At 42.2% G+C, this 17,529-nt stretch carries 15 protein-coding genes and 1 tRNA gene; 5 read left to right on the top strand and 11 right to left on the bottom strand.

Translation table 11 applies throughout. The features are described from left to right. Positions 1-106 (top strand): transposase (locus IM485_RS20450; RefSeq protein WP_287638279.1); only part of this gene is annotated, 106 nt, incomplete at its 5' end. Between the two features lie 72 nt (positions 107-178). Here IM485_RS20450 and IM485_RS20445 read toward each other — a convergent pair. The 3 genes from IM485_RS20445 to IM485_RS20435 form a co-directional block, all read right to left on the bottom strand. After that, positions 179-1,603, bottom strand: a complete 1,425-nt coding sequence (locus IM485_RS20445) for an AAA-like domain-containing protein (protein ID WP_287745266.1) — start codon at positions 1,601-1,603, stop codon at positions 179-181. A 443-nt stretch (positions 1,604-2,046) separates the two neighbouring features. Further along, a complete protein-coding gene (locus tag IM485_RS20440; protein WP_287745264.1) occupies positions 2,047-2,394 on the bottom strand; it encodes a YkgJ family cysteine cluster protein in 348 nt (115 codons plus the stop codon). A gap of 157 nt (positions 2,395-2,551) precedes the next feature. Then, positions 2,552-2,623: transfer RNA gene (locus IM485_RS20435), tRNA-Val, on the bottom strand. 81 nt (positions 2,624-2,704) lie between these two features. Here IM485_RS20435 and IM485_RS20430 point away from each other — a divergent pair. Further along, positions 2,705-3,241: a metal-binding protein gene (locus IM485_RS20430; protein ID WP_104395749.1), complete on the top strand. Its 537-nt coding sequence runs from the start codon at positions 2,705-2,707 to the stop codon at positions 3,239-3,241. Positions 3,242-3,487: 246 nt separating this feature from the next. Here IM485_RS20430 and IM485_RS20425 read toward each other — a convergent pair whose 3' ends face one another. From IM485_RS20425 to pipX, 5 genes are all read right to left on the bottom strand, one after another. Beyond that, positions 3,488-5,008, bottom strand: coding sequence for an ArnT family glycosyltransferase (locus IM485_RS20425; RefSeq protein ID WP_287745261.1), 1,521 nt, complete (start codon positions 5,006-5,008; stop codon positions 3,488-3,490). A 78-nt stretch (positions 5,009-5,086) separates the two neighbouring features. Then, positions 5,087-5,899, bottom strand: coding sequence for a pyrroline-5-carboxylate reductase (gene proC / locus IM485_RS20420; RefSeq protein WP_287745259.1), 813 nt, complete (start codon positions 5,897-5,899; stop codon positions 5,087-5,089). A 125-nt stretch (positions 5,900-6,024) separates the two neighbouring features. Beyond that, positions 6,025-6,597, bottom strand: a complete 573-nt coding sequence (locus IM485_RS20415) for a cell division protein SepF (RefSeq protein WP_104395746.1) — start codon at positions 6,595-6,597, stop codon at positions 6,025-6,027. Positions 6,598-6,916: 319 nt separating this feature from the next. Beyond that, entirely contained in the window at positions 6,917-7,576 is a 660-nt protein-coding gene (locus IM485_RS20410) for a YggS family pyridoxal phosphate-dependent enzyme (protein WP_104395745.1), read from the bottom strand. Positions 7,577-7,579: 3 nt separating this feature from the next. Further along, positions 7,580-7,852, bottom strand: coding sequence for a transcriptional coactivator PipX (gene pipX, locus IM485_RS20405; protein WP_002733869.1), 273 nt, complete (start codon positions 7,850-7,852; stop codon positions 7,580-7,582). A gap of 509 nt (positions 7,853-8,361) precedes the next feature. On the opposite strand from pipX, the gene IM485_RS20400 reads away from it, so the two are divergent. Then, on the top strand, positions 8,362-9,903 hold the full coding sequence (locus tag IM485_RS20400; protein ID WP_002734729.1) for an NAD(P)H-quinone oxidoreductase subunit N: 1,542 nt from the start codon (positions 8,362-8,364) through the stop codon (positions 9,901-9,903). Between the two features lie 99 nt (positions 9,904-10,002). On the opposite strand, the gene IM485_RS20395 is transcribed toward IM485_RS20400, so the two are convergent. From IM485_RS20395 to ychF, 3 genes are all read right to left on the bottom strand, one after another. Further along, the gene (locus IM485_RS20395) at positions 10,003-12,036 is read right to left on the bottom strand and encodes an N-6 DNA methylase (RefSeq protein WP_104395744.1); all 2,034 of its coding nucleotides are present in this window, start codon (positions 12,034-12,036) and stop codon (positions 10,003-10,005) included. Between the two features lie 33 nt (positions 12,037-12,069). Beyond that, positions 12,070-13,044: a hypothetical protein gene (locus IM485_RS20390; protein ID WP_287745256.1), complete on the bottom strand. Its 975-nt coding sequence runs from the start codon at positions 13,042-13,044 to the stop codon at positions 12,070-12,072. A gap of 372 nt (positions 13,045-13,416) precedes the next feature. Further along, positions 13,417-14,508 (bottom strand): redox-regulated ATPase YchF, encoded by a 1,092-nt coding sequence (gene ychF, locus IM485_RS20385; protein WP_043997648.1) that lies wholly within the window; start codon positions 14,506-14,508, stop codon positions 13,417-13,419. 379 nt (positions 14,509-14,887) lie between these two features. On the opposite strand from ychF, the gene IM485_RS20380 reads away from it, so the two are divergent. Together IM485_RS20380 and IM485_RS20375 are read left to right on the top strand one after the other, a co-directional pair. Then, a complete protein-coding gene (locus IM485_RS20380) occupies positions 14,888-16,921 on the top strand; it encodes an elongation factor G (RefSeq protein ID WP_287745254.1) in 2,034 nt (677 codons plus the stop codon). 162 nt (positions 16,922-17,083) lie between these two features. After that, positions 17,084-17,410, top strand: coding sequence for a cation:dicarboxylate symporter family transporter (locus IM485_RS20375; protein ID WP_287745252.1), 327 nt, complete (start codon positions 17,084-17,086; stop codon positions 17,408-17,410). The last annotated feature ends 119 nt before the right edge of the window (positions 17,411-17,529 follow it).

Here is a 17,529-nt window from a genome sequence, read left to right as displayed (position 1 = left end):
AATTGAGGGAATGAATACCAAAATAAAGCTTATTAAAAGAATGAGTTATGGATTTACCAATTTTCAACATCTTCGACTTAAGCTGTTTGCTTGCTTTAATTCATAACAAAAATTAACACACGAAAACCAGAAGAGCCGAATGTAGGCTGTGTTAGTCGAGTGCGTAACGCATCATAAACTAGATGGCATAGCGACTTTTTTCGGAAGTATCAAAGTGAGCAAGCGTAATTTTTTTGGCGAAGATAGAAGTTTTTCCAGGCAAAAAAACAGAACGTTGCTGGAAATATTCGCCAAAATATTGACGGTAGAGAGGAGAACTCACTCGGCAAAACTTACCTTGTCGGTGAATCAGTCCGAGACTTTCTAGGTGAAAAGCTGCCATTAAATCAATTTCTATGTCTTTTTCTGCCATCACCACCTTAGCAAAGATAGCCGCTAAATTGCCCTTTAAGTATTGTAGATGCGAAAGTAAACGTTTAAGATGATCTGCAAAAATATTACTTTCCTCCTCGATCGAAGTAGCCAAAATGCTTTCTAGGGTACAATCACCCCGAGCAACATGATAGCAAGCAAGACGAATTAAATAGGGATTACCCCCTAGAAATATCCGTAATTTTTCGGAGTTAAAATTCTGATCTAATCCCTGTCTTTGGCTTAATTCTCGTACTTGTGCGCTGGTAAAATTAGGCAACTCGATCGGTAAACCAAGACTAAAAGGAGATTGATAGGTATCTGAGGTTTTATCAAGCTCCTGTGCAGGGGAATAGGCGACAATTAAACGTAATTTTTGCCAGAGGGGTTTGTTTTTGCCTTCCTCGTGCCAGAGGTGCAGAATACTAAAAAATTCTTCCCTTAGCTGTCGATAGGATAAAAGATATTCAAGATCATCAAAGGCAATCACTAAAGGGCGATCGAGATGGGAGAGAATATGCTTTTCTAGATAGATTTTACAGTTAATTTTACCACCTAAGAATTCATCCCAATCCTCTGGGAGATGATTATCTAAATCTAACTGGCGACTAATACTAACACAAAGCCAACGCAGCCAGTGATTTGAATCTTGAAAAATTGATCTTTCTGCTAACCGAAAACTGAAATAAAGTGTATGGTATTGCTGTTGTTGTGCATAATTAATAATTCTGGTTATCAGGGAAGTTTTTCCCATTTTTCTGGCCGCGTTAATCCGGATAAGACTACCCCCGCGCAAGATCTCTTGATAACAAGTCTGTTCTAGATTGTTTCTGTGAATATAAAAGGGGGAATCGAGGGGGACTTGTCCCTCTGGTAATTCAGGCAATAGTTGAGGATTAATAGTATCAGATTCTAGTAAGTTAGGACGATAATAATCGCTATTTTCTAGAGTTAAATTAAAAGCTTGAAAACAATGTTTTAGGGTTTGTTTATCCACTCCCGATTCACAAGCAAATACCTTCATCAGAGTATCTACCCCTAAAAGAGTTTTCTCGCTGAGGACTTCTAGGGTGAAACGATGACCGCGATTATCCCGATACTCCGCTTCTTGTTTAGCAGTAAGTAATTTTTCTAGTCCCGTGGGGGTAAGGACAACCCCGCGTCTGCGGCGCTGTTTTTCTGGTTTTTCCATGATAGTTTTTCCCTGTCCTGAACTCAAACTCTGCACCCCTAGAGGTTTCGAGTTTCCTATAGACTTCTCCTCAACAGGGAAATAATCGATTCCGTAATTTTTGCCGACATTCCCCACATCTTCATATACTTTTATATATTTTTACATTCCCCAAGATGTTTTAACGAAAAACCTTCATTGTAGAAACTACTATTAAGAACATTTTCAATAATTGATTTTTTCTGATAAAAAAGTTTACAATCCTTTACATTGACAAAAATCGATGATTGTAGCTATAATCCTTACTGGCAAAGGGTTGTAAGCAACATTTGAGTAAAATCATTAATTGAATGTTAAGAAGTGCGGAAAGTGGGTCACTGGTTTAGCGATGGATAGGATCGGGACAATAACCAGACCACTTATTTTCTTCCCCGTCTGAGTTATTTCTGGGATAGGGATAAATATTAGCCTACTTGCTGACGATAGCTATTCATTTCTAGGCTATCTTCCCCATAAAGGTCCTCAATGTGTTGATGACAGCAATCGATCGCAAATTGATCGAATTCTCCCGGTGCAATTTGATACATTTTGGCAAAAATATCGGGTTGAACACGACAAAATTCTGGTCTCTGGTCATAAATGGTACAGAGACGGGTTTGGCGATCAAAGTGTATACACCAACCTTCTTCCCCCACCATGCTGAGATATTGACTTAATTGTGCGGGAGTCAGATATTCTTCTAAGTCAGGACGCTCGTCGGGATTTAGTTGACAACAAGCTCCACAATTTTTAATACATTTCCAATTGGCCATATAACCGCTGTGCTGCGATGAATTAATCCTAGTACCTACTGACCAGCTTACTAGCAAATAGTCCCAATTTTGCCTTCCAGCAACAATTCCCCTCAATAGTTTTAATCTCAACAGGCGATCGAGAGTGAAAGCTTGACTAGGCAAGGATCGAATAAAATGGGCGTTGTAAGGGTCGAACTTACGGCATCCTGCTTGTAAGGCAGGCGCTCTACCACTGAGCTAAACGCCCGAATCAATTTCGCACTTTCTCAGCATAACATATATTTTCAAAAAAGTATATTATTTTTTTGAGCGAGTTAATTTTTTTCCGATGCCCTCTGGTCGAACTCACGATCGCATTACCCTAATTCTGCTGCCACCGATTGCGGGGGCGAGTTTTTTGGTCAGTGGCAGTGGTAACTTAACCCTGTTACTGTTGGCCAGTTATTTGTTTAGCGGATTCCTGTTTGGACCAGATCTTGACATCCACTCGGTACAGTACAAACGTTGGGGTTATCTGCGCTGGTTGTGGCTACCCTATCGTTCCATGATCCGTCATCGCGGTTGGTTATCCCACGGTTTATTGATCGGCACAATTTTTCGGTTATTTTATCTTGGTAGTTTTCTTTTACTAGCGGCGATCATGATCATTCCGATCCTGCAAAGTTTCTGGGGTATAGACTGGGATTGGCGACTGTGGCCGCAGCAAGCGATCGCATTATGGCAACAGTATCCCCGGGTAGCAATCGCTATTTTCTTGGGTTTAGAATTAGGAGCGATGAGTCATAGTTGTAGTGATTGGATCGGATCGGCCTACAAACGTTCTCGAAAAGTGGCTCAAAAACCGGTAAAAAAGAAAAAACGTTAATAGTCCCCGTCCACAATTTCTAATTAGGGTTTGCGGCAAAAAGTTGTTCGTGGGGGCAGGGTGTGGGGTGTGGGGTGTGGGGTGTAGGGTGTAGGGTTTTAGCGATTTTCATCTGGTCAATTACCTAATTTTCAGGCAAAAAGTACCTGAATTTTCCCGCCGATCACTCCCAGATCTGGTACTTTTTGATTGACAAAAAGTCTAAAAGTCTTACCCAACAAGGTTTTTAGATTTATTCAGCAAGCCCTAATTAGCCTTACTTTGATATTCTTGCCAAGTTTTCGGACTGATAAAGAGAGTTCCTTTTTCTTGCTGGTCGGGAAACTGGATATAATTTTTCTCTAAATAATCCCTGAGTTTTGGTGATTGCATAAAATCCTTTTCAAATCGATAGAGAAAAACCAAATCTGGCTGTCTTTTTTCGATAACTTCTAGGATAAAATCCCCATCAAGATTCTGATTGATAAATCTCTTTCTGGTGATGACGGCAGTTTCTGGGGGTGTTTTCAAGAAATACTGATATATGTAGTGAGGATTATCGGTTAACAGAAGTTTCTCGGAGTTTTTAAATTTTTCAAGCACAGCTTCTGCTAAAAGAGGTTTATACCTTTTGTTAAATTGAACGTAGGCATTAATTGAGGGATCACGATTGGTGATTATTCTTAAGGTATTAAAGAGAAATTGACCAGAAAGGGGAAGAAAAATCAGCATTTTGAGAACTAATTTCCTGGTTATTTTTCGATTTTGCCTAAATTCCCCGAGACTATCACTAATTTTTAACTGTTCGACAAATAAGGCAATTATCCAAACGGCAGGAATAATTAAGTGGACATAATAATGAGTCCAAATTGGGGCAACTGTGGCAAATCTAAATAGATTAGAACCTAACCAGACCAACGGCGGTAAAAGTGGTATTATATTGCGAGTAAAAACCATCGCTATAATAGCGATTACTGTGACGATCAGATAAATTGGTTCGTACTTTAGGGCGCTTTGCAAGAGAGTCCATAAGGTGAGATTTTCTTGAGCGAAACTAGCGGCAACACTGACATGAGATTTAATGATATTTGCGTAGGAAAAAGGAAAAATAGTCAGGGAACCCAAGACAAAGACTAAAACGACAGCGACTGACCAAATAACAATATCAATGATTCTTTTAATAAAACTATTCTGTTGATTAAGAAAAATAATTAAAGCTACAGTTGGGATAATAGTAATGCCCGAAAGTTTAATTTGCAGGGAAAAGACGAAAGCAATGGCGCTGAGTAAATACAGCCCATACTTAAGCTTACCCGTGAATTGAAGGGCTTTAAAGATAATAAAAATACTTAAGATTGTAAAAAAAAGTGAGGGTAATTCCCGCAACATTGTCGTTGACAGGTTAATATACACTGGAGAGGTTGAGAGAATGAATACTGATAAACAAGAGGCCAATATTCCGCAATTAACTCTCAGAATTAAATAAAAAATTCCTAACATAATTGTGGACAAAGAAAGCACCATAAGGCGGGCGGCATAGAGAGTAAATCCTGTCACGCTTAACCAACCATTTAGTAAAAGAGATAAACCCGATAAATGATCGTGCCAAACTTGTTCGTAGAGATGATAACCTTGTTTAGTGACGTAGGCAAGTACCATGGCCACCGCTTCATCAAAATTAAGGATATAGGGATAATGAAGCGGGACTTTCCAGAAAACGATCCCTAGGAAAAAAACAGCAATGGCAATTAATGCCATTAAATCAAAACGATAAGATTTCTTATTCATAACTTTTTCTGGACAAGAATTGCTGCGTATCTTATCACAGATCTAGACACCAGTTATGGGTTAAAAAAGATACCAAGATTACTTTTCAGAACTACGCCCTAAATCTTTAGATCTATGATAGGCCGCCACTACTGCCTCGATAATAGTCGATCGAAAAGAGCCTTTTTCTAATTGTCTCACCCCAGCAATCGTCGTTCCCCCCGGGCTAGTGACGCGATCCTTTAATTCTCCCGGATGTATGGCCGATTCTTTTAATAGGGTTGCCGTCCCTAAAACTGTTTCTATGGCCAATTGAGACGCGATTGATCGCGGTAATCCAGCCGCCACACCACCATCGCTTAAAGCTTCCACCATCAAGGCCACAAATGCCGGGCTCGATCCTGATAATCCCGTTACTGCGTCCATCAAAGCCTCGGGAACTTCCACGACCGAACCGACCGCAGCAAAAATATCTCTGGCTACGGCCAGATGTTCCGGTTCCGCATGACGACCAGATGCGATCGCTGTAACCCCTTGTCCCACCGTGGCTGGGGTATTGGGCATCGTCCGGATTACGGGGCGATCGGGAAAACCCATTTCTAAGCGATTGAGGGTAACTCCTGCTAAAATTGAGATAATCAAGGGTTTTTCGGGTATTCCCAGCAAACTATTCACTACTTGCTCTAAAATTTGCGGTTTTATCGCTAAGATTAACACCTCAGTTGCTCTAGCGGCTTCCCGGTTATCCTCACTGACTTGCACTCCGTAGGTGTTAACCCAAAAGTTACGCCGTTGGGATTGGGGTTCACTGACTAACACCGTTTCGGGACTATAAATATTTTTTTTTAATAAACGGCTGAGAATGGCCTCGGCCATCACTCCACCGCCAATAATTCCTAAACGAATAGACACAGTATTTTTTAAAGTAAAAAGTCAAAAGAGAGATTAAGCGGTCTTACCTAGAAAAAAGCGAATCCTCTCTATAAATCGATCGATTTCTAGCTTCGACAAACTTGACGAGAGGACTATGGAAGGATTCATTGAGCTAATCGACTGCTTTCGGCTCCCCAAGCAGGTGCGGAGGAAACGGGACGAGCCATTTTCGGGTTGTCGGTGATATCGTGAATAGTTCCGGAAAGGGTGCTAACTTTAACGCAGCTGGGGGTAAACAGGAAAATACTCTCACCGATGCGTTCTTGATGACCATCAATTGCGTAAGTGCCACCAGCGACAAAATCCACGGCTCTTTGTGCCTCTTCGGGATCCATGACGTTGAGGTTTAAAACCACCGATTTGCGTTCTCTCAGGGTTTGGATAACTTGGGGCATTTCCTCGAAGGAATGGGGCTCGATCACGACCACTTCTGCATTATTGTTGTTAATACCTGGCATACCGATCACGTTGCTTCTGTTGAGTCCCATAGATGTGGCTGTATTGAGATTTAAAGGTTCGCGTTGACGACGATTAAGGGGTTCTTCTTCTTCGTTTTGATCCCTATCTTGCGGGGAAGACTTTTCCCAGTTCATTTCTTCGTAGTCGGTTTCGTCTTCGTCTTCCGGTTGTTCGGAGATACCGACAAAATCTTTGAGCTTGGTAAAAATGTTGTTCACAGTCTAATGTCCTTCAAAAGATTTTTTTGGGTGGTCTTGTCTAGAGTCGGGGTTATTTATTGACCTTTAACAATTGTTGCTCTCATTTGGTACAGGGGAACTATTTTGTTAAGGGTTCGTCATTTTAGTCGTCTGGGGGCAGCGGTTAGTTCCCTCTTTTCAGTTATCAGTTATCAGGGGATAGTTTTCAGGGATTGGGAAAAAGTCAATTCCTCATTTCTAACCACCAGTTTCTAGACTAGACGCTGTAATTCTAAGATATATTGTCACCAATTATTAAATTTTCTAGGGGTTTTTTCTGTAAATTTACGGAGATGGTTCAGTAAATGCGATCGCCAAAGATGCCGGTTCCCACCCGGATCAAAGTGGCTCCAGCCTTGATGGCCAGAGGATAATCGTTAGACATTCCCATGGATAGATGGGGCAGGCATAAACTAGAGCTATTCTCGATTATTTGGGCTAAATCGCTGGTTTTTTCAAAGGCGGCTAACTTTTCCTCAGCCGATAATCCCCGGGGCAGAATTGTCATCAAACCTTGAATTTTTAGCTGTTGACAGTTGACTAAAGCGGGAATATCTGCTAACAATTCCGCCTTGTCCCAACCGAACTTATCGGGATCGGGGACAACTTTCACCTGTAGCAAAACTTGGGGATTAATCTCTAATTCCCCGGCTAGGCGATCGAGTCTTTGGGCTAATTTTAAACTATCGAGGGAATGGATTAAATCAAAAGATTCTAGGACTTTGCGGGCTTTATTTGCCTGTAGATGCCCGATAAAGTGCCAAGAAATATCTGGCAGGTCTTTTAGTTCTTGCTGCTTTGAGATTGCTTCCTGTAGCTTACTTTCGGCAAAATCTCTCACTCCTGCTCGGTAAGCTTGACGGATATAATCGCTAGATACCTGTTTACTGACGGCAATCAGGCGCGTGCAGGGGGGTAGGGTAAGACGGATGGACTCGATACGACTAGCGATCGTCATGAACTAGACTGAAAAGGTTTGTTGATAAGTTTGGTTGAGACTGTTAAATTCTTGCACATTACTGCCCCGTCGCAAATTCCGTAGCCGGTTTTCCACTAAAAGACGAGCATCGGAACGACTAATCGGATCGAACGAGACTTTTTTGGGTCCCACCGTCACCAGAAAAAAAAGACGTTGGGCATAAAGAGTGGTAAATAATTCCCGATGTTCTTCTAATAGACACACTCTGTATAATAGACCGAAAGTAGGATGATTGAGATAGGTTTCGTTACTCATTCAAGCGATCGCTAAAGGAAAAGGATTGAGCAAACTAGAAAGTTTTTCCACAACAAAATCAAGCGGATGGCTCAAAAACAATTGATTTTTCGGGTGTTTCCCCTAGCCTGATTTTACCAGAATCCTTCAATGACAACTAACGATGCCAGTCTATGTCATGATTTCCTGAGTTTTCACTTTTTCCCTGTTAACGTGGATACATTTCGGTGACAACTTGTCACCATCAGAAATTAGCTCTGCTGCAAAAATCAAAGATTTTCCCTTTGCAGAGGAGAATCAGAGACAGGAGGATAAAAAAGACAATAGACAAATATAATGCCCATAAAAGCTAAGATTATATCAAATTTATCTGGTTTTTTTAGATATTTTGACTCGATAGCGGCGATCGGTACCCTGAAAACTCACACCTGATCAGTGATCACTGATAACTGATCACTGAATCACTGATCAAATGCCCTAAGCTTGTATTAAGCCTTTTTTAACTTCAAATTCCTTTAACCTCAATCAATATGGATTTTTCTAGTCTTGTTGCCAGTCAGCTAAACGCCGGCGTTATCTGGCCCGAAGGAATCCTGATTATTACCCTGATGGTGATTTTAATCGGCGATTTAATCGTGGGACGAAGTGCCAGAAGTTGGCTGCCCTACGTTGCGATCGCTGGTCTGCTCGCTGCTGTGGTTGCTCTCTATTTTACCTGGGACAATCCGAAACCGGTGGCTTTTTTAGGGGCTTTTGAGGGCGATAATCTCAGTATCGTCTTTAGGGGGATTATTGCCCTTTCTACCGCCTCCACAGTGCTGATGTCTGTGCGTTATGTGGAACAAGCGGGAACCTCCCTAGCGGAATTTTTAGCCATTATGCTCACCGCGACTATCGGGGGAATGTTCCTATCCGGTGCTAGTGAATTGGTGATGATCTTCATCTCCCTAGAAATGCTCAGTATTTCCTCCTATCTAATGACCGGTTACATGAAGCGGGATCCTCGATCGAACGAGGCCGCTTTAAAATACCTGTTAATTGGAGCTTCTAGTTCGGCGATTTTCCTCTACGGTGTTTCCCTTCTCTACGGTTTATCCGGAGGTGAAACCAGTTTAAGTGCCATTGCCCAAAAATTAACTGATGTTAACGGTGGTCAGTCCCTAGCCTTAGCGATCGCATTAGTGTTTGTGATTGCCGGTATCGCTTTCAAAATTTCGGCGGTTCCCTTTCACCAGTGGACTCCTGATGTGTACGAAGGTTCACCCACTCCCGTGGTGGCTTTCCTCTCGGTGGGTTCCAAAGCGGCCGGTTTTGCCCTAGCAATTCGCTTATTAGTGACGGTTTTCGGTCTAGTGAGCGAACAATGGCGGTTTATCTTTATCGCTCTAGCAATTTTGAGCATGATCCTCGGCAACGTGGTCGCCTTGGCCCAAACTAGCATGAAACGGATGTTAGCCTATTCCTCGATCGGTCAGGCGGGTTTTGTCATGATTGGTTTAACCGCCGGTACTGACGCGGGTTACTCTAGCATGATTTTCTATCTGTTAATTTACCTGTTCATGAACCTAGGGGCTTTTGCCTGTGTGATTCTCTTTGCCCTCAGGACTGGAACCGATCAGATCGCTGAGTATTCGGGACTCTACCAGAAAGATCCGCTCCTAACCCTCTGTTTAAGCATCTGTCTCCTCTCTTTGGGGGGAATTCCGCCTCTAGCGGGCTTCTTTGGTAAGATTTATCTATTCTGGGCCGGTTGGCAAGCGGGACTTTATGCCCTCGTCCTCGTTGGTTTAGTCACCAGTGTGGCCTCGATTTACTACTATATCCGCGTGGTCAAAATGATGGTAGTTAAGGAACCCCAAGAGATGTCCGATGCGGTGAAAAATTACCCCGTTATCAATTGGACCCTTACCGGGATGCGTCCCCTACAGGTGGGTATTGTCCTCTCCCTAGTGGCGACTTCCCTGGCCGGTATCCTCTCCAATCCTCTCTTTACCCTAGCGACGGATTCCGTCACCACTACCCCCATCCTACAATCGGCAGCCCTGGTGACGCACATTTCCCGGGCGAATTGAGAATCCCTGTTGATTTATCCTAGCTATTCTAGTCCTGTCTTAAGGTTGGGATAAATCAACCACCTTAAGACTTGTTCTAAGCTTAACCTGCTTTTTGCCTTACTCAAATTGGCCAAGTAGAAGACTCATTTGGTTAACAACATTCTCACTTGCCTTTAACGCTTCTTTTCTAATTGCTTGAATTTCGGTCATACTTTTTGCTATTCTCTGCTGTTCGGATTTGGGTGGAATAGGCACTAAAACTTTTGACAAATCATCTACTAAAATAGTAGGAATAGCATGACCTGTCATGTACCTTTTAATCTGACGCAAAAAAAAGTCTGTTCGCATATATACTAATAAAAACAAAGGCTCGACTCCCTGAATATTTCTTAATACTGAAAATCCATTTGAGCAAATTGCTCCGTCTTCATCTTCCGTGATTAGGGCTGTTGCTTGGCGTGGACTTCCCGTGCTTGCTCCTGAAATTGCTGTAATAATATCACCTTTGTACACTCTATAAGTTGCGCGAGATGGGGCTTCATGTGCCTTGATTATTTGTTGAGAAACAACTTGCATTGTACGATAATCAACATCGGAAATAGCGATATATCTAATTTCACTATCCCTAGCTAAACGAAAATCAGCTGAATCTCTCAAAATATCGGCAATTTCACCTAAAGGTTTCGCTCCAATAGATTTTAGATGTTCTAATAATTTTTGGTCATTGGGTAAATAATGTTCGGCATCCAGTCTCGAATTGAGCCGGGTATTCTTAACTGTATAAATACAATCGCTGTTTTGTGCAAATTCCCCATTGATAAATGACCTAAAAGAGTGAGAAATATCATCTATATCATCGTCAACTATTGGCAAACCTGATTTTTTTCGGGCTATAACTCCCGACTCGTCGCGCTTATATATTGTTTGTCCTTTAACGTCATAGCCTATTTTTTTGATTTGTGCCATAAAACAAGAATCATTGTCTGCTGGTAATTTTTGAACTACTAAAAGTGATGTCTTGATTCCAGTGCCGTAGGGTACAAAGGCTTCCGTCGGTATGGAAACAACACCTAATATTTTTGTTTGGGAGCGCAACCAATGCCGAATCGGTCCATTAGAGATATTTTGTAATAAACCATCGGGCAGAATAATCGCCATGCGCCCACCTGCGCGCAATAATTTTATAGATTTCTCAATAAATAAAATATCGGGCGACTGACCCGCTAAAACGGCTTGGGAAACTTCCCAACTATTGGACGCTGATTTATGCCATTTCCTGGCAAGAAGATATGATTTAAGAATTTTCTGGTCTTCTACTTTGCCTTTATTTCCGAAAGGAGGATTGGTCAAGATAACATCAAAAGAATTATTTAATTTTTCATCTTCGATAAGCGCATTAGTGCAGATAATTTCTGAACCTGTGCCACCTTCAAAAACTAAACGAATCATTCCCGAAAGGGCGACATCAGGATTAAATTCAATTCCTGTAATACTTTCTTGCACAAAACTTGCTATATTGAACTCTGGGTTATTTTGTCGAACATGGTTGATTGCTTGAATTAAAAAACCACCACTTCCGCAAGCAGGATCTATAATTTTTTCGTTTGGTTTGGGGTCTATCATTTCAACCGCAAGGCGGACAATTGGGTGAGGGGTAAAAAATTCTCCCCTATCTCCACGCTGGTGTCTATTTACAAAAGTCTGAAAGGCTTCACCTTTTATATCGCCAGATGTTTTAGTTAAATTAATGTACTGTAACCTGCCTACAATATAAGCAAGAGTCAAAGGTTTTAACTTGAATGTGTCATCGGTGAAAAATCCCCGATAATGATTCTTGATGGAGGTGAATAATTGACTGAGACGCGACATAAATTCATCGGACTTATTGGCGACGATGGCTTTATATTCACTTGCCGTAACGCCAAAATTTACAGATTGCTTGGCAGATTTTTCGTCATGAAGTTTGATGATGATTAGTTTAACCATCTCGTGAAAAATCTTGTCTTTGAGCATTCCTTCGTTGGCGTAAATATAATTATGGCACTCTTCAAAAACTGCGGAAAGATTGTTAGAAGGTCGTAATTCCTGAATTTGCGGGAGTTTTTCAGGTAACAGGCTGTCTTCGGAAAATAACAATCCTTGCTCTTTCATTTTTCGAGTTTGCTGCTGTCTTCTGTCCATTTGTTACAACTCTCCATTTGCTTCTTCTGTAATTAAATATCTATTATCAACCTGCATTTCGTCTTTTTTGACACTATCTTTCTCCTTCAATGTCTGGTAAACATCATTTAGATTTTCATACCAGTCATCAGTGATACTTAATCTTGCGTTGCCAGATTCATCAGTAAACACAAACCCCATGATGTAATTTTGCTGTAAGTGATTTTCATCCTTACCAGATGATTCTAGGTGTTGGGGGTTGGCAAAAAGAAATTTATGCTCTGAATACCGAAGAAAAATGTCAATCGAAATAACGTTAAATTCATCTTTTCGAGGCGTTGCTTGAGTTCTGTTGCTTGAAGCAGATTTGCCAGAAACAAAGTGAGTTTCCAAGACCCGAATCTTTGACATAACATAATTGAGGCGGCTGTCAAATAACGCATTTACTTCTTCTCTTGAAAGATGCTTCAATGCCTTTACTGCGCGTGATTTGGCCGTTTCTCGTTGTGGTTTGTAGTTTTGAATTTCTTCATATTCATAAATGGTTGTTGAAAATTCATCTTGAAACTTTGGCAATTCTCGATGTATCCATTCGATAACTTGTTCTTTGATGTTGCCCTTCTGGTCAATCCAATCAATTTTTCCAGAATGTTCAATGAGAAAATTTTTTAATTTCTCGAAGTTGTACAATTTATGCCACTTTTCAGAATTTGACTTTACGCCTTTAGATTCCACAACATACCAAAGATCAGATTCTGGTTTGCGAAAATAAAAATCTCCATGGTGATTTGGGTGCTTCCTACCTTCCCATTTTTCACGAATTCGTTGAACTTCAAATCCATATTCTTCTTCAAGTTTCTTTTTTAGCAACAACTCCGTGATTGAACCACTGACATATCCCTGTGCATTAGGGCTGTGCTTTAATGCTTCAAGAAAAATTTCTAAATTAGTCTTAAATACTCGGTGAACAAAATTAGTCAATCGTTCAAAAATGGTCATATTTTCGTCTTGTATTGTTGAGAAAAACCTTCCCAGAGTTGAATAGATAGAATATTTTTAGCCTTGACTGCATTCCTAGCAAACCAGTCTTTTAGTGGACAGAGATCATCGCCATCTTGATTAAACAAGAACTTGCAACTATACCTGATTATAGAATATAAATTAGAGGATGTCAAGAGATAAAAAATTCAGTTTAATGTTAACCAAAGTGAGTAAAAAAAGCTGAGAGATTGTTTATGACAAAAATTCGGAGCATCTTTCAATTTGACAAAGCCTATTGTAGGGCTAATTCATGAATTAGCCCTACAGCTATTGACAACGCCAAATTCAACCTTTTGATCAGGTGGCGGCGTTCACCTGATTTATTTTTAGCTATACATTAAAACGGAATAGTAAAACATCACCCTCTTGAACAATGTATTCCTTGCCTTCACTTCTGACTAAACCTTTTTCTTTAGCGGCGCTCATCGTGCGACTATTAACTAAATCCTGATAAGACACAGTTTCTGCACGAATAAAACCCCGTTCAAAATCCGAGTGAATAACTCCGGCTGCTTGAGGTGCTTTCATACCGGCAATAATCGTCCATGCGCGGGTTTCTTGGGGTCCTGTGGTGAGATAGGTACGCAGTCCTAATAACTCGTAGGTAGCTTTAATTAAAGATTTTAATCCCCCTTCTTCTACTCCTAAAGAACCAAGAAAATCTTTTCTTTCTTCCTCCGACAATTCCACTAATTCCGATTCTACTTGAGCAGAAACGATCACAACTTTTGCCTGTTCCTGTTGGGCAATTTGACGGACACTTTCTACCCAATCATTACCCGTGGCCAGATCATCTTCGCTCACATTAGCGGCATAAATAATCGGTTTACGACTCAATAAACCGAGATTTTTAATTAATTCTTCTTCCTCTTTGCTTAAATCCACTTTTCGCGCCGAAATACCGTCATTAAGACAAATTAGGATTTTTTCAAGGATAGCCAATTCTTCGGCGGCTTCCTTGCTATTTTTCGCCTGTTTGCGTAAACGTTCCACCCGCTTCTCCACCTGTCCCAAATCCGCTAGAGCTAACTCTAGATTAATCACCTCGATATCCCGGGCCGGATCCACGGAACCGGAAACATGAATAATATCATCATTATCAAAACAGCGCACCACATGAACGATCGCGTCCACTTCCCGGATATTAGCCAAAAATTGATTACCCAATCCTTCCCCGCGACTCGCACCCTTGACTAATCCGGCGATATCGACAAATTCAATCCGCGTCGGCACGATTTTCTCAGAATTAGAGATTTTAGCCAAAACCTCCAGACGTTCATCGGGGACGGATACCACACCCACATTCGGTTCAATGGTACAAAAAGGGAAATTAGCGGCCTCGGCCTTGGCATTAGCCACCAGAGCGTTAAATAGGGTCGATTTTCCCACATTTGGCAGTCCCACGATTCCAGCTTTTAACATAAAAATTGCTTGATAAACATCATCCCGACCTCTCACTATATCAGGCTGCCTCTCGTTTTTGTAAATCCAGTTGATGAGAAAGACGGTGGATAGTTAACAGCTTAGTTAACATTTATTCAAGTTCCTTAACTAAAAGTAGGCAAGATTTTACAAGAGATTGCGAGAATGGGATGTAATGCTTGAGACTGAGTTAGGGTGAAGAGTAGGAAAGAATACACCTGTAGCACTGGGCAAAATTATGGCAAGACAGGCCTTTCACTTCTAAATACGTCCTGAGAGTAATTTTCAGTGCTATGACAGTATATTTTCTAGGGCGATCAAGTGTAAATATCGTCCAATCGCCACAACTAATCACTAAATCATTGTTGGGGGTATCTGTATGAATCAAAGTATCGGAGCAAACACCCGTAATGTGGCCCTTGTCGGCCCCTACTCCAGTGGAAAAACCTCCTTACTGGAAAGTTTACTTTTCGTCACAGGAGCGATCACCAGAAAAGGTAAAATTAGCGATCGCAATACCGTCGGTGATAGTTCCACGCAAGCGCGGGATCGACAGATGAGTGTAGAAGTTTCCGTTGCCCATAGTCAATACCAAGACCTAAATTTTACCTTTCTCGATTGCCCCGGTTCGATCGAATTTGCCAGCGAAACCTATAATGCCCTCGTCGGGGCCGGTGCTGCTATTATCGTTTGTGAACCGGTGGTCGATCGAGTTCTCACCCTGGCTCCCTTGCTAAAATTCCTCGATGATTGGGAAATTCCGCATCTAATCTTCATCAACAAGATGGATCGCTGTAATAGTCACTTTAACGAAGTCCTACAAGCTCTCAAATCCGTTTCTAGTCGTCCCCTCGTTCCCCAGCAATATCCCATCCGTCAGAACAACGAAATTATTGGATTCATCGATTTAATCAACGAACAAGCTTATCATTACCATGCTAACAGTCCCGCCGACCCTGTAGCTTTACCCGACCACCTCAAGGAAGAAGAACAGATCGCTCGACAAGAAATGCTGGAAACGATCGCCGAATTTGATGATCATCTTTTAGAAGAACTCCTCGAAGATATTAACCCCTCCCGGGAAGAAATTCTCCAAGACTTAAAACAAGAACTGGGATCCGATCAGATAGTACCTGTGTTCTTCGGTATGGCGGAACGGGACTATGGTGTGCGTCATCTCCTCACCGCTTTAGTAGAAGAAGCGCCGGCCCCGACAATTACCGCCAATCGTCGCGGTCTCGATCCCAGTGCGGATGGGGATGCAGTGGTACAAATCCTCAAAACCTATTTTACTCCCCAGGGCGGTCGCCTCTCCCTAGGGCGAATCTGGCAGGGAACCCTTAACGATGGCATGGCCTTAAACGGTGTGCGGATTGGTGGTATCTATCGTCTCATGGGACAACAACAACAACCCCTACAGCAGGCCCAAGCGGGGGAAATTGTCGCTCTCGGTCGTTTGGAGGGAATCGCCACCGGAGACGTGGTTAGCAGCGGCAGTCAAAAACCCGATCTTCCCAAAGGATTACAGCTTAAACCCGTCTTTGCTCTCGCTATTGCCGCCGTCAATCGCAAGGATGAAGTTAAATTAAGTTCAGCTTTGACGAAACTGATCGAAGAAGATCCTTCCCTCTACTGGGAACAACACGGTGATACTAAAGAAGTGATTCTCTGGGGACAGGGAGAAATTCATCTGCAAGTAGCTCTCGATCGCCTAGCGCGCAAGTATAATCTACCGATGACCACCCATTTACCCCAAGTTCCCTACAAGGAAACGATCAAGGCCAGCACCAAATCCCACGGACGTTATAAACACCAAACCGGCGGCCACGGTGCTTTTGGTGATGTGTATCTCGATATTAAACCCTTGGCCCGGGGGGAAGGTTTCCACTTCCATGAAACCATCGTCGGTGGTGTCGTCCCCAAACAGTATATCCCCGGGGTGGAAACGGGAGTGCGGGAATATCTCGGTCATGGTCCGTTGGGTTTCCCCGTGGTGGATATTGATGTCACCCTCACCGATGGTTCCTATCACAGTGTCGATAGTTCCGAACAAGCTTTTAAACAAGCGGCCCGTCTAGCGATGACGGAGGGACTGCCTAAATGTCATCCGATCTTATTAGAACCCATTCTATCGGTGACGGTTCTCGCTCCCTCAGAATACACCGCCAAGGTTTTACAGTTAATTAGTGGTAAACGCGGTCAAATTCAGGGTTTTGAAGCTTCTGAGGAGTGGAAAGGTTGGGATCAGATAACAACCTATCTCCCCCAAGCGGAAATGCACGATTTCATCGTTGAATTGCGTTCTTTGACTATGGGGGTCGGTTTCTTCCGGTGGGATGAGGATCACCTGCAAGAAGTGCCGGATAAACTGCGCGATGCGGTTTTAGCCATGCAGGGTAATGGTAACAAGTAAAGTCTTCTTGGCTGTCACTAAAATAGAGCGATGAATTACCGAGAGATGGGCTTTTATTGGCTCATCTCTCCCTTTTGTGGCAAAAAATGACAGAAGGGTTCGATAAGATTAGCCTAGTGCTATACTGCCCCAAATTAGTCTCGGAATTCTCAACGTAACGCCATGAATTTATCTAACCTGATCTTAGTCGCCCTGGGTGCGGGAATTGTTTTCGGTGCGATGCTCAATGGTTTTTTTCCTGCGCTAATCCTACCTTTAGATGACTATATTCTCACGCCGGTGGGACAGGTTTTTCTGCGCTTAATTCAATTTGTGGTGGTTCCGATCGTTTTTTCTTCCCTTATTTTAGGATTAACCCGGGTACAGAATGCGGCGCGGATCGGTAGATATTTAATCAGATTGATGACTGGCTATCTGCTAACCAGTACACTTGCTCTGTTAATTGGCATGGCGACGGCGTTGCTATTAAACCCACATTCCGCACCCTAAGCTGTCACAGAGAGAAATTACGGAGAGAAAAAATCAAAGTGAGCATAAAAATAAACATAAGGAGCGAAAAAAGGCATTTGAGAAACAGTAAAGCACCAAAAATGGCATCAAAACCTATT

Source organism: Microcystis sp. M169S2 (assembly GCF_020245865.1).
In the GTDB taxonomy this organism is placed as follows: Bacteria; Cyanobacteriota; Cyanobacteriia; order Cyanobacteriales; family Microcystaceae; genus Microcystis; species Microcystis ichthyoblabe_A.
This window is presented reverse-complemented; position numbering and strand designations above follow the sequence as displayed.

Bases quoted from the DNA above. Each gene is read 5' to 3' on its own strand.
- IM485_RS20445 (WP_287745266.1), bottom strand. From the start codon at position 1,603: ATGGAAAAACCAGAAAAACAGCGCCGCAGACGCGGGGTTGTCCTTACC.
- IM485_RS20440 (WP_287745264.1), bottom strand. From the start codon at position 2,394: ATGGCCAATTGGAAATGTATTAAAAATTGTGGAGCTTGTTGTCAACTA.
- IM485_RS20430 (WP_104395749.1), top strand. From the start codon at position 2,705: ATGCCCTCTGGTCGAACTCACGATCGCATTACCCTAATTCTGCTGCCA.
- IM485_RS20425 (WP_287745261.1), bottom strand. From the start codon at position 5,008: ATGAATAAGAAATCTTATCGTTTTGATTTAATGGCATTAATTGCCATT.
- IM485_RS20410 (WP_104395745.1), bottom strand. From the start codon at position 7,576: ATGACGATCGCTAGTCGTATCGAGTCCATCCGTCTTACCCTACCCCCC.
- pipX (WP_002733869.1), bottom strand. From the start codon at position 7,852: ATGAGTAACGAAACCTATCTCAATCATCCTACTTTCGGTCTATTATAC.
- IM485_RS20400 (WP_002734729.1), top strand. From the start codon at position 8,362: ATGGATTTTTCTAGTCTTGTTGCCAGTCAGCTAAACGCCGGCGTTATC.
- IM485_RS20395 (WP_104395744.1), bottom strand. From the start codon at position 12,036: ATGAAAGAGCAAGGATTGTTATTTTCCGAAGACAGCCTGTTACCTGAA.
- IM485_RS20390 (WP_287745256.1), bottom strand. From the start codon at position 13,044: ATGACCATTTTTGAACGATTGACTAATTTTGTTCACCGAGTATTTAAG.
- ychF (WP_043997648.1), bottom strand. From the start codon at position 14,508: ATGTTAAAAGCTGGAATCGTGGGACTGCCAAATGTGGGAAAATCGACC.
- IM485_RS20380 (WP_287745254.1), top strand. From the start codon at position 14,888: ATGAATCAAAGTATCGGAGCAAACACCCGTAATGTGGCCCTTGTCGGC.
- IM485_RS20375 (WP_287745252.1), top strand. From the start codon at position 17,084: ATGAATTTATCTAACCTGATCTTAGTCGCCCTGGGTGCGGGAATTGTT.